13 protein-coding genes are annotated in these 16,160 nt (G+C 47.7%); 7 read left to right on the top strand and 6 right to left on the bottom strand.

Annotated features, from left to right (window positions below; genetic code table 11):
* Window positions 1–129: 129 nt before the first annotated feature.
* A complete protein-coding gene (locus tag CVT49_05235; GenBank protein ID PKK84031.1) occupies window positions 130–837 on the bottom strand; it encodes a hypothetical protein in 708 nt (235 codons plus the stop codon).
* Window positions 838–1,017: 180 nt separating this feature from the next.
* Here CVT49_05235 and CVT49_05230 point away from each other — a divergent pair, with 180 nt between their 5' ends.
* Window positions 1,018–2,952, top strand: coding sequence for a Glu-tRNA(Gln) amidotransferase GatDE subunit E (locus tag CVT49_05230; GenBank protein PKK84030.1), 1,935 nt, complete (start codon window positions 1,018–1,020; stop codon window positions 2,950–2,952).
* Here the strand turns inward: CVT49_05230 and CVT49_05225 are convergent.
* On the bottom strand, window positions 2,941–4,173 hold the full coding sequence (locus CVT49_05225; GenBank protein PKK84029.1) for a hypothetical protein: 1,233 nt from the start codon (window positions 4,171–4,173) through the stop codon (window positions 2,941–2,943). The two genes, CVT49_05230 and CVT49_05225, sit on opposite strands and share 12 nt — an antisense overlap.
* Before the next feature lie 154 nt (window positions 4,174–4,327).
* On the opposite strand from CVT49_05225, the gene CVT49_05220 reads away from it, so the two are divergent.
* Window positions 4,328–5,527 carry a butanol dehydrogenase gene (locus tag CVT49_05220; GenBank protein PKK84028.1) on the top strand — a complete coding sequence of 400 codons (1,200 nt, stop codon included), beginning with the start codon at window positions 4,328–4,330 and terminating at the stop codon, window positions 5,525–5,527.
* An 8-nt stretch (window positions 5,528–5,535) separates the two neighbouring features.
* Here the strand turns inward: CVT49_05220 and CVT49_05215 are convergent, their stop codons facing one another.
* Complete coding sequence (locus CVT49_05215) at window positions 5,536–6,339, bottom strand: hypothetical protein (protein ID PKK84027.1); 804 nt, start codon at window positions 6,337–6,339, stop codon at window positions 5,536–5,538.
* A gap of 55 nt (window positions 6,340–6,394) precedes the next feature.
* Here CVT49_05215 and CVT49_05210 point away from each other — a divergent pair, with 55 nt between their 5' ends.
* Window positions 6,395–8,425: a hypothetical protein gene (locus CVT49_05210; GenBank protein PKK84026.1), complete on the top strand. Its 2,031-nt coding sequence runs from the start codon at window positions 6,395–6,397 to the stop codon at window positions 8,423–8,425.
* Between the two features lie 16 nt (window positions 8,426–8,441).
* Window positions 8,442–10,529 carry a hypothetical protein gene (locus CVT49_05205; GenBank protein ID PKK84025.1) on the top strand — a complete coding sequence of 696 codons (2,088 nt, stop codon included), beginning with the start codon at window positions 8,442–8,444 and terminating at the stop codon, window positions 10,527–10,529.
* Window positions 10,530–10,599: 70 nt separating this feature from the next.
* Here the strand turns inward: CVT49_05205 and groL are convergent, their stop codons facing one another.
* The 3 genes from groL to CVT49_05190 all read right to left on the bottom strand — a co-directional run bounded on the left by groL (window position 10,600) and on the right by CVT49_05190 (window position 13,526).
* Window positions 10,600–12,237, bottom strand: a complete 1,638-nt coding sequence (gene groL, locus CVT49_05200) for a chaperonin GroEL (protein PKK84024.1) — start codon at window positions 12,235–12,237, stop codon at window positions 10,600–10,602.
* Window positions 12,238–12,257: 20 nt separating this feature from the next.
* Window positions 12,258–12,542, bottom strand: a complete 285-nt coding sequence (locus tag CVT49_05195) for a co-chaperone GroES (GenBank protein ID PKK84023.1) — start codon at window positions 12,540–12,542, stop codon at window positions 12,258–12,260.
* Between the two features lie 183 nt (window positions 12,543–12,725).
* The gene (locus CVT49_05190) at window positions 12,726–13,526 is read right to left on the bottom strand and encodes a pantothenate kinase (protein ID PKK84022.1); all 801 of its coding nucleotides are present in this window, start codon (window positions 13,524–13,526) and stop codon (window positions 12,726–12,728) included.
* 108 nt (window positions 13,527–13,634) lie between these two features.
* Between CVT49_05190 and CVT49_05185 the strand changes: the two genes are divergently transcribed.
* From CVT49_05185 to CVT49_05175, 3 genes are all read left to right on the top strand, one after another.
* Window positions 13,635–14,177, top strand: a complete 543-nt coding sequence (locus CVT49_05185; GenBank protein PKK84021.1) for a hypothetical protein — start codon at window positions 13,635–13,637, stop codon at window positions 14,175–14,177.
* A gap of 81 nt (window positions 14,178–14,258) precedes the next feature.
* Entirely contained in the window at window positions 14,259–14,966 is a 708-nt protein-coding gene (locus CVT49_05180; GenBank protein PKK84020.1) for a hypothetical protein, read from the top strand.
* The gene (locus CVT49_05175; protein ID PKK84019.1) at window positions 14,941–15,375 is read left to right on the top strand and encodes a hypothetical protein; all 435 of its coding nucleotides are present in this window, start codon (window positions 14,941–14,943) and stop codon (window positions 15,373–15,375) included. Before CVT49_05180 ends, CVT49_05175 begins: the two co-directional genes overlap by 26 nt.
* Window positions 15,376–16,160 lie beyond the last annotated feature (785 nt).

Raw genomic sequence — 16,160 nt, 5'->3', positions numbered from 1 at the left:
TGACCTCCACATATGTTTTTTGCCGACGATAATGGTACTTCAATATAATGCGGGGGTGTAAAGATGCAAGTGCAAAATGTAAAAAGGCCGGCCTTGTCATGTTTTCCCGGGTTAAGTCCCGATATCCTGCTATTCTGGAAACTTAATCCCTGATAAGGTCTTGGCCCTCATCCCCTCTTCAATCAGCCTGACAGCCTGGTCGCTCTCTATGAAAGTAGTGTTGATAATCAAGTCATAAGCCATCGGGTCATTGATATCCCGGTGAAAATTGCGCCTGACAAATTCGGCCCGGCTGCGATCGAATTCCTTGATTTCCTGCTCCGCCGCCTTCGGGGTAAACCCCTGATGTTTGACCAGGGTCTCAATCCGCCGGGAGAGTGAGCAGACAATTCTAAGGTGAAATCCCTGGTCGGCCTTAACAATAAAATTGGCACAGCGCCCCACGACCACCACGCCTCCATGCTCCGCAATAGTCATAATCACCCGGTAGAGATGGCGAAAATAATCCGAAGCGTCGACATAAGGTCCCTTGAATACCCCCTCGAACCAGAGTTCAATCCCATGACGAACCTTGTCATCAAGTGATTCTATTATTTTGCGTCTGTAGCCCGATGACTCGCAAATCTTGTCGATTACCTCCCGATGCAGAAAATCATAACCAAGTTTTTCAGCCAATTGCGCCGCAATATGTCTCCCCTGGCTGCCCCTCTGACGGCTGATAGTAACAATCGGTTTGACAATCGGCTTTTTGCCTTTTTCGGCCGCTTCCCGACGTATCCGTTGCTCCAGCTCCCATTTACGAAGCTGACGGTCTATGATGGCTTCTATTGATCCCATTACTGCCTCCCTTTATGATATATCTGAAAGAGTACAATTGCTCTGATAATTTCCAGTTGCCTCTGTCGAATTTCGGGCTATTGTATCCCAAATTTAGACGATTTTAAATACCGGAAACCGTATAATAATCTGAAAAAAAATCTTTGATTTTCTGCAATACAATATATATTGCGCATCGTTATGAGTAAAAATGATTTTGAATTAAAAAACTATGCCCTGTTGAAATCACTGGGATTTAAATGCGGGCTGGAAATTCACCAGCAGCTTAATACAAAAAATAAACTGTTTTGTCATTGTCCCGTCGGGTTGACCGGCGCCCCCCATGACGCTGAAATTTTGCGGCATATGCGGCCGACTCTCTCGGAACTGGGGGAGTATGACGGCACCGCCCTGATGGAGTTCAAGACCAAAAAAAATGTCATTTACCGGCTTTATCGCGAACGAACCTGCACTTATGAAATGGATGATACGCCTCCCTTCCTGGTCAATCAGGAGGCGGTCGATATCGCCATAAAACTGGCCCTCCTGTTTAACTGCAAAATAGTCGATGAACTTCATGTGATTCGAAAGCAGTACCTTGACGGCTCCATCCCGACCGGCTTCCAAAGGACCATGATAATTGGAATCGATGGCTGGGTCCCCTTCAAAGGAAAAAAGATAGAGATTTCGCAGGTCAATCTTGAGGAAGAGGCCTGCCGGGAGGTTTCCGATATCGGCCATTGCATTGTCTTTGCCACCGACCGACTGTCAATTCCGCTGGTGGAAATTATCACCGGTGCCGACATGAAGGATCCCGGTGAAGCGGCCGAGGTCTGCCGCCTGCTGGGCAATGCCATGAAGGTTACGGGGCTCGTTCGGCGAGGCATCGGAACCGTCCGCCAGGACGTCAATGTCTCCATTACCGGCGGCGACCGGGTCGAAATCAAAGGTGTACATAAAGTCGGCAATATTCCCGATCTCACCGCCTCTGAAGCATATCGCCAACAGGGATTATTGGAGCTGAAAAATATCTTCAGGGAGCATTTCCCCAAACCGGGTGAGATACCTTACGATGAAGCCGTTTTCACTTTGAATTTCAGCGGCACCGCCAATCAGATAGGACGACGATTGGAAAGTGACCATCCCCTCAAAGTGGTCGGATTGAAACTGCCCCGAATGGTGGATATTATATCATATATGCTCCAGCCGGGACGGGATTTTGGCTTTGAGCTGTCGGGACGAGTCAGGGTCATCGCCTGTATCGACACCCGACCCAACCTGTTTTTCTACTCCCAGCGGGAAAAGTACGATATCCCCGAAGAACTCTGGAATAATGTGGTCGATGAACTCAAGCCGGAACGCGGCGATGATATCGTCCTGATTTGCGGACCGTCCGAAGATATCACGACCGCCATCAATGAAATAAAAATTCGTATATCCGAACTAGCCTCGGGTGTTCCCAATGAAACCCGTCAGGATATAAAAGACGGAACTACCGATTTCGAGCGCATCCTCCCCGGCCCCGATCGAATGTATCCGGATACCGATCATCCCCCGGTCAGAATTGCAGGGGAAAGAGTCGATGCTCTCCGGACCGCCGTGGGCGAACCCCTGTGGGAGAAACATCGCCGCTGGTCGGAGCTGGGTCTCCATGAGGAACAAGTTAAGGCGCTCTCGCTGTCACGCTTCGCCGACCTGTTCGACCGGCTGGCCAAAGAGTGTTCGGATAAAGAATATTCCGGTTATCTGAAAAAGATGGCACATATCTGCACCGGTCTTTTCGTCGGGTTGAGACGCCGGGGATATGACCTCACCAAATGTGACACGCTGCACCTTTCCAAAATTATCAAAGGTTCCTTCAACGGAAACTGGTCCTATAATAAACTGAAGCAGATTTTGATTCTGGCGGCCGATGGCATCATTGATACCGAAGCCTCGGAAATGACTCTCACCGATGATGAGTTTAATGCGGCCTGGAAAAGTTCGCTGACGGAGTTCGCGGGCAGGAATAGCAATAATTCCAAAGATAAATTCAGGCGGTATTTTGCGGGAAAATTGCTTGCAAGATATACTGATGTCAGAGATATTCTGACCAGAATAGATGCCCGGCTGGCATCAACATCTTCATTGAGTTGATTTTTTACCCTTGAATAGCTCCGCAAATCGGGCGGCTGATGCTTCCGATGAAAAACTCGCTTTTGCCTTCTCATACCCCGCTTCTCCGAGCCGCTGGCGTAAAGTGGCATCTTCCAGAATCCTTAGAATCGCACGGGATAAGTCCTCGACATCATCCGGAACGACCAGAAGACCCGTCTTTTCATCATCAATAATATCGACAATTCCACCCGACCGGGCTCCAATTACCGCCGTCTCGCACAACATCGCCTCGGTCAACGCCAACCCGAAGCCTTCATCGACCGAATTAAGCACCACCACCGCGGCCTTATTATAAACCTGCCTCAGGTCTCTCTGATCGACCGGTTTGTGAATTTTTGCCCGGCCCTCCAGCCCCAATTCTTTTATCAGATTCTCCAGACTCTCTTTTTCAGGGCCGGCTCCGTATATGCCAAGCTTTACATTCGGGTGCTTTCCAGAGACAATCTTGATTGCCTTCAGTAACAAATAAAGTCGCTTTTGTGATGTCAACCTCGAAACCGCCACCACCAGGTTGGAATCCTCGAGAACATTATCATCGGGATAAAAGATCTTCTCGTCATTGGGAAGCGGGATGATTTCGATTTTATCTCCGATTGAATTGTCTTTTGCTGTCACCAGATTTTTCAGGTAACTCGAAACCACCGTCCAGCGTTCGGCCTTCCTGATAGTGGGTTTTAGAAAGGTATATACAAACGGAACTCCGGTCAGCAGTCGCACATCGGTCCCGTGAGAATGAAAAAGCAGCCTGATTTTGTCATTATATTTGCGCTTCAATCGACGACCGATAAGCGCATTCGGCACCAGCCAGTGCACCGAGACGACAGGAATATTCTCTTTTTCGATCACTTCCGACGCCAGTCTCCGGGCCGACGACAGGAATTTCAACAATCTGAAAATCTTGAAAGGATTCCTGAATAGCTGGCGGTGCATGTTGCCGCGATAGGCAAAAGTCTCTTTTTCGTCGGGACCATACCTGAAACGGTAAATCTTGATGCCCTGGATCTCTTCCATTTCAGGAATAGCGGCATCATGAGGCGCAACTACATGGACCTCTATCCCGTTCTCTCTGAGTTTCCTGGCCAGCAAATGCAAAAAGACCCCGGCAAAATCCCCCACAAACCGGATATAATTGTGAGTGACGAAAAGAACTTTGAGAGGTTTACCGGCATTTGTGCCGTCAATATGTAGATTTGCTTTCATAATTATTCAATGATACAATATATGTCCGAAACTTAACTAAAAAAACGCCAAAATTAATAATTATTATAAGGTGCTTAAGAAACTTTGGCATTTGGCAGTTGTTTTCTTATAATTAAAGAATATCACTAATCGAAATTAATACAGGAGAAATAAAATGCAAAATTTTACTTTTTATCTGCCCACCAAACTCATTTTCGGACAGGGCGAAATTGATAAGATCGGAGTTGAGGCCAAACAATATGGTGACAAGGCCCTGATTGTTACCGGCAAACGGTCCGCCTCGCAATTCGGAATTGTCAATCGCGTAACCGACAAACTCGAACAGGAAGGCATCGCGGCTATTGTCTTTGATAAAATTGAGCCGAATCCGCGCTCATCGACTATTGATGAAGCGGCCGATCTGGTCCGTAAGAACAAGATTAACCTGATCATCGGACTCGGCGGAGGCTCACCGATGGATGCCGCCAAGGGTATCGCGGCCGCCGCTGCCATGAATGTTCCCGTTTGGGATCTGGTTTATCACGGACAACCGGTCCCGCCAAAAATCACCAAAGCTCTTCCGATTATCGAAATCCCCACCCTGGCCGCAACCGGCTCCGAAGCCGACGCCGGTGGTGTCATTACCAACTGGGAAAAACATGAGAAAGCAATAATCGGCGGCCCTATTCTTTTTCCAAAGGTCTCGATAATCGACCCGGAACTGACTGTCACCGTTCCGAGAGATTATACTATCGATGGCGCTATCGACATCATCTGCCATGTAATAGAAGGCTTTTTCACCGGTGTCGAGGAAACCCCGATTCAAGACCACTTCTCCCTTGCTATCGTGAAAACCGTCATGGATTACCTGCCCAAAGTGCTGAAAAAACCTGATGATATCGGCGCGCGCGCGCAATTATCCTGGGCCTCGGCTATCGCCTTATCCGGCATGGTCAACTCCGGCCGCGGCGGCCCCTTCCCGCTTCATGCCATGGAACACGCCCTCTCGGCCCATTATGACATTTCTCACGGGCGCGGTCTGGCGTTACTCCTGCCGCGGTTAATGACCTATACTTATAGATCACGGCCGGAAAAATATGCCCTGATGGCCCGCGAGCTGTTCGATGTCTATCCCGGTCTTTCAGATATAGAACAGGCCGAAGCGGCGGTCATGGGCATGATTAACTTCCTGAAATCGGTCGATCGCTATATTACCATGACTGATATCGAAATTGACGATTCCAAATTCGAGCAAATGGCTGATGACACGCTGAGGATTTATTCGCACGGAACCGGTTACCTGGATAATCCCAAGCCGCTTTATAAACAGGATATTGTCAAGATATTCGAGATGTCGATGGCCGGCTTGCCATAATTAACCGGCTATTCTCGGGTAATATCGACCAATGGCAGAATGTCATTCGGATCGAATTTTTCTTTGATTTTAAGCGAGTAAACGGCTGATTGGTTGTCACCGGGATGAGTATAATTCAGGGCAAATTTCTCATACTCTATAGGGAGCATACACATATCGACATATTCATCCCTGGCGGTCAATGGCAGGACGCGCAATGTGGCCGTAACTATCAGGCCCAGCATACCCCATGAGGGCGAAAAGATTTTCACTATATCCAGACCCGAGACCGACTTAAAACAAGCCGAACCCGGCTCAATTACCTTTCCCTCGGGAACGGCGATTTCGGCCATGAGAAAGTAGCGGCCGATCGGCAACGGGTGGCCCAGACGCATCGCCGCCAACCCTGCCGCCAGCGCCCCGCCGATCGAGCCGACATAAGGTAAGTCCGCCAGCGGCAAAAAAAGCCCGAATTCCTTAAGGTGAAGATTCAGCTCTTTCAGCGGATACCCTGCCCCGACTTCGACATAATAATCGGCCGGAACGACCTTAACCAATTTATTAAGGCGGTCGGTGTGGATGGCTACAATATTGGCAAATTTCTCCCCGACCGGCGAAATATTATTGCCAAATCCGGTGATAAACAGTTGTTGATTGTTCTGGTTGGCTAAACCAAAAAGATGCGCCGCTTCATGAGCCGACTCTGGATGAAAAGTGGGCACCCCTTTCTGATAAGTCAGCCTGTCATCGGGAAATTCCTTCCCGATTATGCTTAAAAAACTCTCAATACTCATGGCGGCATATATGTTATTGAAAAAATCACTATTAGTCAATAAATTAGAGGATATTAAAATATAAAAGCCGACCTTTTTGAAAACGAGTTTGAGTATGCGAAAAAATCTGTTCCTGCCGTTATATCTGGTTCTGACTATTCTCTTCCTGATGCGACTGGTCCCGCTTCTGATGCCGGGGGCAAGGCTGTGGGGACTGAATCATTTGTTGTTCCTGCCGTCCGGTTATACCATCGCATATATAATAGCCGCCATTATCGCATTAGGAATCCCTTTCCTGACTGAACCCGCCGCTGGAAAAAAAGTCTCGGAGAAATTCCATCAGTTCTTCTATGAATCAACAAAGAAATATTATTTCAGGTTCGGTTTTATTATTTTGGCCGCCGTTGCTTTTGTTTTTTTTGCGGCCTCGACCCATTTTCTCGGTGATGGCTACACTGTCTTGAGCAATCTGGCTTCCGCACAAGGCACCTTTTATAAATGGAGCGAAAAAAGTATCACTTTACTATTATCCGGCATCCAGGCCTTATTGGGCGGACGGAATGAGCAGACGGCACTTTGTTCCTTCAGAACCATCTCTGTCATTTCGGGAATAGTCTCCACCTGGTTTTTCTTTCAAATCGCCGGAATCCTGGCCGAAGATCGCTTCAAACGGTTGCTTATTTTTATCTCGTCATTATTTTCGGCTGTTCTGTTGCTCTTTTTTGGCTATGTCGAAAATTATCCGCTTCTGTGGCCCGCCCTAACCGGCTTCATCTTTTTCGGCTCCAATTACATAAAAAATGGCCGGGGGCTTGCCCTCTGCGGCCTCTTCCTGATATTTGGAATGTTGGTCCATCTCCAATTCGTATTTATGATACCGGCCATGGTTTTTCTTTTGCTGTGCCGCGGTATGGGAAAGAACCTTTATAGACAACTTCGAATTTATATTTGGAGTCTGCTTATTTTGGGTTTGGTCGCGTTTATCGCGATATTCTTCTATAAATATAACCGCGATCTCTATTTCGAGAATATCTTTCTGCCTTTATTGAGAGGTAAGCCAATTGCCCCCGAATATTCATTATTAAGCTTTCCGCATTTGGCTGATATCTTCAATCAACTTATTCTTCTGTCACCGGCAATTATACTTCTTCTGGCAGCTTCGTTTGGAAATCTGAAGAAAATGTTCAGGCAGGATATTTCTATATTTCTGGTATTGATCTCCGCCGCCGGCCTGTTGTTTCTATTCGCGATTGACCCTAAACTGGCGATGCCCCGCGACTGGGATCTGTTTTCACTGGCCGCTTTCGCACCCACCTTGTTGTTTATTTATCTGATCGATAAAAAACATATTGAATCGCTTTCCCGCCTGATAATAAGCATAACCATATATTTAATTGCCGCGGTTATCCCCTATCTTGCGACCAATCTCAATGCGGCCCGCTCCAAAGACTATTTCAAGTACATGATCGACCTCGATAAGGGCAAGTCGATGTCGAGCCTGATAACGCTTCGCGGTTATTACGGCGACATTAATGACAAAATCAGCGGCGATTCGATTAATAATATTATTCAGGTCTGGTTTCCCGATGAATCAAAAATGCAGGAAGCCTTCTCGGCGATGCGCCGGCGCGATCTAAATCGGGCCCGCAGCATTGCCGCCTCCATCAAACCGGACAAGTTCTCGGCCAATTATCACAACTTTATGAGTACGCTCTACATGAGTTCCGGCGAGTATCAAAAAGCTCTGGAAGAATCCGATAAGCTTATTCAGCTTCAAAAATACAACTATAAATATTATCTGACTCGAACATATATCTTTTCCGCGCTACGGCAGCCCGGCGAGGCAATTGAATCTGTCCGGCAGGCTTATAAATACAACAACACTTCCCCTGAAGTCGTGGAGATGGTGTCAAATGTCTTTCTCAACAGCGCCAAACCGGATTCGGCATATTATTACGCGGAAAAATTGATTCAACTGGATTCGGCCAACGTGGCCGGTTATTACCTGTTGGCAAAAATAAATATACAACTCGGCAGATTGACACAGGCGCATGACAATGCCGAGATATATCTTTCCAGAGGAACCAGAGATCCGTTGTATAATGCCAGAAGCGCTGAGCTGCAGCAATTGATTCAAAACAAATGACAGGGTGAAATACATAATGACATCAGGTGGAAAAAGTAGTCATAATAATACGCCGGAGAATATTCCTGACAGAGGGAATGCCGTTTTCTGGATCTCATTCAGCTTAATTGTCTTCCTTCTGCTGATCAGATTCATAGCGGTTTTATTCCCCTCGGCTCGAATTTGGGGATTTAACCATTTTATATTTCTTCCCGACTCATATACCCTATTATTTGCGATCGCTTCATTGGTCGCCCTCATGCTGCCTTTTATTTCCGGCAGTTGGCGCGGAAATTTTGACCTATCGTCCGGATTCTCGGGAGTATTTTTCGATAGCCGGCGGAAATATTTCTACCGACTGGTTTTTGTGGCCGTCGCGGGTGCACTGTTTACAATCTTCGCGGCGCCGACCCATTTTCTTGGTGATGGGTACACCCTGATTGCCAATCTCGGTTCCGATTCCGGGACTTTCTACAAGTGGAGCGAAAGGTGGATCACTGTTCTTCTCTCACAGATACAATCTTTAATCGGCCCCAAAAACGAGCATACCGCCCGCGCCGCATTTCAATTAGTTTCCGTCTTTTCCGGGATGGTTTCAATCTGGTCTTATTTTTTGATTGCCGAACTGATCACAAAAGATAATATGCTACGACTTTTGAGCTTTTCAACCCTTATGATATCATCCGCGATTCTCCTGTTTTTCGGATATGTCGAGAATTATCCGCTAATATGGCCGCCGCTGTGCAGTTTTGTCTATTTCGGGTTGAAAAGAACACAAAATGGCCGTGGAATAATCGCTGCCGGCTTGTTCCTCCTGGCTGGAATTCTGGTGCATTTACAAATGGCGGTGCTCCTGCCGGCATATTTGTTTCTCATCTTCTGCAACGGCAAAGGACTCACTTTTTATAAAAAGTTCAAAGCCGGACTATGGATACTAACTGCGATCGGCGCCATAGGCTTTATTATCCTGTTCATTCTTAAATACAAATCTGATCTGTACTTCCAGAATATTTTCCTTCCGCTCTTCAAAGGCAAGGATATTTATCCCGAATACTCACTCCTTGGCTTGAGACATTTATTAGACATAGCCAACCAACTGTTTCTGCTGTCACCATTATTACCCTGGTTGCTATACATGTCTATTGGGGACTTCACAAAAATTAAAAAGGCAAAAGATTCACTTTTCCTGGCTCTTATTGCAATTTTCAGTCTTACATTTCTTTTCATAATCGATCCCAAACTGGCCATGCCTCGCGACTGGGATCTGTTCTCATTCATGGCCGTCGGGTTGAATCTCTCATTAATCACACTGATTGCCACCAAGCAAATCCCCGTCATTAAAAAAATAATGCCGACATTAATCATATATTTGCTTATAGCAGTAGCACCCCTCCTGCTGGTCAATTTGAATCGGGCAAACTCGATTAAATACTTCAACTACATTATTGAGCTGGATCAAAATAAATCATTCCCATCACTGGTCACCTTGAAAAATTATTATCTTGGCCTTGGTCAGAAAAAAGAGGCCGATAGAATCATAAACATTATTGACAGGAATTTCCCCAACGAAAAAAGAATGGATCAGGCTTTCCGGGCCCTTGATAATTACAATCTTGAACTTGCCGGAACGCTCATCAAATCGATTGACCCGGACAAGTACTCGTCAAATTACCATAATCTCTTAAGCATGTTTGATCTTTACGCCAATGACTTTGAGGGGGCACTTGAAGAGTCAAAAATGGCCCTGCAATTGCGTCAATATGATCCGCTTCTAATGTGCAATCATGCCATGATTTTATCCACCATGAATCGCGATGACGAAGCCGCGGCGGCTCTCACGCGGGCCTATCGCCTGGACAGCACCAATATGGTCATCCTCGAAGGGCTGGCGACGACATACATGAAAAACGCCAGGGTTGATTCGGTTTATAAATATACTCAGAAAATGACCCTGAAAGATTCAACCTATTCCGCCTCTTATTTTATTCTGGCCAAGACTTATGCCATGACAGGCGACATTGAAAAGGCGCTGGTAAATTATCAGAAATTCAAAGCTGTCGGTATCAATTCCCTGAATTACGACACCAATTGCGGCGAATTGGAAAGTCTGATCTTCCGCAAATAAATTATTAAATGTAAAAAAGACCTCTGCCGGAAACGACAGAGGTCTTTATTACAATTGGAATAATCGGGAATTAGTACATTCCGCCCATGCCGCCGGGCATACCGCCGCCGGGCATCGCAGACGCTTTTTCATCTTCAGGCTTATCGGTAATGATGGCCTGGGTCGTCAAAAGCAGACCGCTGATTGAAGCCGCGTTTTCAAGAGCGGTACGGGTGACCTTGGTCGGATCAATGACACCGGCCTTGATCAGGTCTTCATAGACATCAGTTTCGGCATTATAACCGAAGGCGCCCTTTTCTCTCTTGACCTTATCGACGACGATCGAGCCCTCGACACCGGCATTGCTGGCAATCATCCGGATCGGCTCTTCAAGAGCACGGCAGATAATATTGACACCAACCATCTCGTCGGTGCTGAACTTCAGACTGTTTAATGAATCCATAACACGCAGGAAGGCAACACCGCCGCCGGGAACAATGCCTTCCTCAACCGCCGCGCGAGTGGCATGAAGAGCGTCCTCGACACGCGCTTTCTTTTCCTTCATTTCGGTCTCGGTGGCCGCGCCGACATTGATTACCGCAACACCCCCGGCCAGCTTGGCCAGACGTTCCTGGAGTTTCTCGCGATCGTAATCGGACGTGGTGTCTTCAATCTGCTTCCGAATCTGGCCGATACGGGCCTTGATATCATTGGTATTACCGCCGCCCTCGACGATGGTCGTTTTTTCCTTGTCGATCGTAACCTTCTTGGCGGAGCCAAGATCGGAAACGACGGTGTTCTCAAGCTTGAACCCAAGCTCTTCGGAGATGACCTTGCCGCCGGTCAGAATGGAAATGTCGCCCAGCATTTCTTTTCGGCGATCACCGAAACCGGGAGCCTTAACGGCGGCCACCTTGATGGTGCCCCGAAGCTTATTGACGACCAGGGTCGCCAGGGCCTCACTCTCGATATCTTCGGAGATGATGAGAAGCGGCCGGCTCATCTGCGCAACTTTTTCCAGAATCGGCAGAAGGTCCTTCATGGTGGAAATCTTCTTGTCATGAATCAGGATCACCGGGTCTTCCAGAACAGCTTCCATATTGTCGGGATCGGTCACAAAATACGGAGACACATAGCCGCGGTCGAACTGCATGCCCTCGACCACTTCAAGCGTCGTTTCAATCGTTCGAGATTCTTCCACCGTAATAACACCATCATTGCCGACCTTTCCCATCGCTTCGGCAATCTTGTTGCCAATCTCAGTATCAGAGTTGGCCGAAATGGTCCCGACTTGGCGAATCTTCTCCACATCGCCAGCTACCGGCTGGGAAAGTTTTTTTATCTCTTTTACAAGATGAACCACGGCGCCGTCAATACCGCATTTGATTGCCATCGGATTAATACCGGCCGTAACAGCCTTGATACCTTCGCGGTAAATGGCCTGAGCCAGAACTGTCGCGGTCGTGGTGCCGTCACCGGCGACATCGGATGTCTTGGAAGCAACTTCCTTGACCATTTGAGCGCCCATGTTTTCGAAATGATCTTCCAGCTCGATTTCCTTGGCCACCGTGACACCGTCCTTGGTTACGGTCGGTGTACCGAATTTCTTGTCAAGAATGACATTGCGGCCTTTGGGACCAAGGGTGACCTTGACCGCATTGGCCAGTTTATCGATACCCACTTTAAGCTTTTCACGGGCTGCCGCATCATATTCTATTAGTTTTGCCATAATTTAATTCTCCTTCTTAATTAACCGACAATGGCCAGAATATCGGATTCACGAATAAACAATAATTCCTGGCCCTCGATTGAAATTTCGGTGCCGGAATATTTTCCATAAAGCACACGATCACCCTTCTTCACGGCAATCGGAATTATCTTTCCATCTTCGGTGCGGCCCGGGCCGACTTCGATAATGGTACCTTCCTGCGGTTTTTCCTTGGCAGTATCGGGAATGATGATCCCGCCCTTTTTGACCTCTGTCGCCTCATTCGGTTTTACCAGAACACGGTCAGCTAACGGTTTTACGTTCATTGAATTTCCTCCTGTATTTTGTCTTAAATGAACTTCTCCAGTTTATCATCTGTTAGCACTCGCAATCGACGAGTGCTAACAAGACGTCAAATATACTCTTTTACGCTTAATTGTCAAGAAATTTCAATTATTTTTGGGAAAATTGCCGTGGCAAGGTAATTTATTATATGGCAATGCCTTAGATTATTCCGAAGATTGGTGGTCGGCGATTATTTTTAGTCCTTCAAGCGTCAGGGCCGGATATGAGGCCTCAATAAACTGGGAATATTGCACGAACTGCTCGGCCAGGCCGCCGGTGGCAATGACGCGGGCATCCCCGCCCAATTCATCGCGAATAAGCCGAATAATGTGGTCAACCTGCCCCACCGTGCCATGAAACAGCCCCGATTTGATCGAATCGGCGGTATTTCTCCCCACTGCCGATCGGGGTTTTTCGACCGTAACTTCAAATAATCGCGCCGCCCGGTTGGCCAGTTCCTGGGCCGAAGTTTCCGGCCCCGGCGCAATAGCTCCGCCCAGATATACTCCCAAATCATTGATAACATCGAAATTGGTCGTTGTCCCGTAATCGACAATAATAATCGGCCCGCCGAATTTGACAAATCCGGCCACCGCATTGGCAATGCGATCGGCCCCGACCGCATTCGGGTCATCATAAGCTATCTTAATCGGCAGCTTGAGATTACATGATACCATAAGAGGCTCGACCGACAAATATTTTTTCGACATTTCCTTAAACACCGGTGTCAGACGCGGGACCACCGATGAGATAATCACCCGATCAACCTGCGCCGGTTTCAGATTCAGCTTCTCCAGCAGGCCCATCACGAAAAAACCGCATTCGTCGATGGTGAAACTGTGGTTCGAAGCCAGCCGGAAATGATTGATCAGATTGCCGTTATCGAAGGCGCCGACAACCGTATTGGAATTACCTATGTCTATGGCCAGTAGCATAGCGCGAATATATTCCTTTCCCCGGCTCATGTCAATTGCAGAATATAATTCTCTTTCAGGAAAGGGCTGTCAATGCCGATAATTATAAGGATAATAGGTCAATTCCATTAGAGTCTGGAGGTCACCATGCGTCAATTAATGTTGCTTTCCATATTGGTCATGCTCTTGCTTGCAATCGGCTGCAGCCGCGGTGTGGTTGTCGTCAAAACACAGCCGCCCGCCACCAAAGAGGTGGTCATTGTCCAGCCGGACAAGCCCGGTAAACCTGATATTGTATCGTCTGAAAATCATCTCCGCCAGGCCAAGAAATTTTACTATAGCGGAAAATACAAACAGGCCCAAAAGCACTGCGAAAAAGCGATCCAGTTCAATCACAGTAACTGGGAGGCCCATTACTATCTCGGCCTGACCATGCAGGGCCGGAAAGAGTATGCCCAGGCAGTCGAGATTCTGAGTGTCAGCCTGAAATACTCGCCCGAGAATCATATGATTCGCTCCGAATTGCATATGGCCATCGGCCACAACTGGGAAAATCTCGGCAAAATCAAGAATGCCCAGACCGAATATGCCCTGGCGCTCGAATACAATCCGGATAACCAGGAAGCCATCGAGGCCCGTAACCGGATCACGGTCGACAAAACCATGGACAACTGGGGCAAAAAGAAAAATATGCGACCCTAATTGCGTTTGGCATTAAACGCTCCTTCAAACCGGTTGAATTTTCTCAACCGGTTTTTTTATTTGTGGGCAAATTGACGTCAAATGGATTATATTATTAATATGGCCGAAAAACCTGTCATCACGTTCCGCATCGGCGACAGTTTCTATGAAAAGCTGGATGCTTTCACCAGAAAAATACTCAATGAAGGACTTGACCTGTTTTCCGAAGAGTTCAAAAATATCGACGGGTTTTATCTAAAAACCCTCCAGGAATCCTCGGATCGCGGCGATCAGACATTCCGGCAGACGCCGAAACAGATTTATTTAATCGAAGCGCTGTACTACCAGGTCTTCGAATATATCAACCGGGATGCTTTCAATCAGACCCGGGATACCGTCATCATTCTGCCGGACTGCATGTCGCTGATGGGCGACAAGTGCGAGCGGAAGAGAAAAAAATACGGTAAAATCTGCACCCGCTGTGTCCCCAATTGCAGTATCCATAAGATCATGAAGATTGCGGACAGGTATGGTGTCGAGGGGTACTTTTCCAAACGAAAACTAACCGAGCAACTGGAGAGGATCAAAAAACATAAGCCGTCGCTGGGCGTTATCGGCATCTCCTGCATCCTGACGCTGGCCTCGGGGATGCGGTCGGCCAAAGAAGCCGGGGTGCCCTCGCGCGGGGTCTTTCTCAATTTCACCGGCTGCGAGCACTGGGCCGAGAAACCGTTTGCCACTGAAACGAAGATTGAAAAAGTTGCCGCAATTCTGGAGGAGAAGTATGGATTACCCGATGCGTCATCTTGATGTCTCGGATTATGATGATATAATCGCATTGTGGTCCCGCGCCGGGCTGAAATACCGCCCGAATGGGCGCGATTCGCGCGAGGCGATGAGCCCTGAATTTGCCCGGGCCGATACCTGCTTTCTCGGAATGTTCGACGGCGGCATCATGATCGGCGTCATTGTCGGTACTTCGGACGGCCGCAAGGGATGGCTCAACCGTCTGGCGATCGACCCGGATTTTCGCGGGCGCGGCCTGGCGGCGCAATTGATTAAAGCGGCGGAAGATTTCCTGCATGGTCTTGGTATCAAGGTTCTGGCCGTCCTGATCGAGGACTGGAACACACCCTCGCTGTCTGCTTTTGAAAAAGCCGATTATGTTTTCTATGATGATATCGTCTACGGCTCCAAACGCACCTCCGAAGAGGATTAAGTACAACCCCAGACAAATTTGATTATGCCGCGCGGTGATGCCGACAAACTACGAGAAAATTCAAATGTGGTGTCGGGTCTCCGCACCCGACACCACAGGGACAAAATTACCATCAAATTACTATCGTTTTTGCAGCGTCTTTTGCGAAAATTCCCTTGTACTATATTTACCATCATTCAATTACACGGAATTGGGTTCGTTTTCCCATTTTTAAAGTTTCGACTTCATTTTGATAGTAAAATCGGGCGCAAAAGCGCTTTCTGGCCTTCGGCCTGCCATATAGAAACGGTAGGGGCGGGGCTTGCCCCCGCCCGCGATTGTATGAAACGGGTGACCACATGGGTCACCCCTACAAACTAAATAAGGCTTAGGGACAGGGCAGTGCCCTGTCCGCGTTTGATGAAAGCGGACAGAGCAATGTTCTGTCCCTCCACATATCTTCTTGACAATCCCCATTTTTGACGCACCTATAGCCATAATTATATTCACATCCCTCTATATTACCCCCCGACCGGAATTAACAATAAAGTGGTGGCGTTTTTATAAGGGAATGAGATCATGGGGAGGCCAAACCCCCGTCGAAGCCCCTGAATGATATGAAGGGTCAGAAATCAAAAACGAAGCGAAGGAGGTTTTGACAATTCTTTGATTATAATAGAAACGAAATGATGTCGAAACCATAGGGGTTTGATCTTGCCCCAATTTAGTGGACACTTTGAGTAGGTTGGATTACATTTAATCCAGGAGGTGTCCTGATGGAAAAGCGGCGTAGATTTGATCGATCT

Source organism: candidate division Zixibacteria bacterium HGW-Zixibacteria-1 (genome assembly GCA_002838945.1).
Classification (GTDB): domain Bacteria; phylum Zixibacteria; class MSB-5A5; order GN15; family PGXB01; genus PGXB01.
This window is presented reverse-complemented; position numbering and strand designations above follow the sequence as displayed.

What these genes read in the sequence shown, in the direction of transcription:
- CVT49_05230 (PKK84030.1), top strand. Translation starts at nt 1,018, where the DNA reads ATGAGTAAAAATGATTTTGAATTAAAAAACTATGCCCTGTTGAAATCA.
- CVT49_05195 (PKK84023.1), bottom strand. Translation starts at nt 12,542, where the DNA reads ATGAACGTAAAACCGTTAGCTGACCGTGTTCTGGTAAAACCGAATGAG.
- CVT49_05175 (PKK84019.1), top strand. Translation starts at nt 14,941, where the DNA reads ATGGATTACCCGATGCGTCATCTTGATGTCTCGGATTATGATGATATA.
- groL (PKK84024.1), bottom strand. Translation starts at nt 12,237, where the DNA reads ATGGCAAAACTAATAGAATATGATGCGGCAGCCCGTGAAAAGCTTAAA.
- CVT49_05185 (PKK84021.1), top strand. Translation starts at nt 13,635, where the DNA reads ATGTTGCTTTCCATATTGGTCATGCTCTTGCTTGCAATCGGCTGCAGC.
- CVT49_05210 (PKK84026.1), top strand. Translation starts at nt 6,395, where the DNA reads ATGCGAAAAAATCTGTTCCTGCCGTTATATCTGGTTCTGACTATTCTC.
- CVT49_05180 (PKK84020.1), top strand. Translation starts at nt 14,259, where the DNA reads ATGGATTATATTATTAATATGGCCGAAAAACCTGTCATCACGTTCCGC.
- CVT49_05220 (PKK84028.1), top strand. Translation starts at nt 4,328, where the DNA reads ATGCAAAATTTTACTTTTTATCTGCCCACCAAACTCATTTTCGGACAG.
- CVT49_05205 (PKK84025.1), top strand. Translation starts at nt 8,442, where the DNA reads ATGACATCAGGTGGAAAAAGTAGTCATAATAATACGCCGGAGAATATT.
- CVT49_05190 (PKK84022.1), bottom strand. Translation starts at nt 13,526, where the DNA reads ATGAGCCGGGGAAAGGAATATATTCGCGCTATGCTACTGGCCATAGAC.
- CVT49_05235 (PKK84031.1), bottom strand. Translation starts at nt 837, where the DNA reads ATGGGATCAATAGAAGCCATCATAGACCGTCAGCTTCGTAAATGGGAG.
- CVT49_05225 (PKK84029.1), bottom strand. Translation starts at nt 4,173, where the DNA reads ATGAAAGCAAATCTACATATTGACGGCACAAATGCCGGTAAACCTCTC.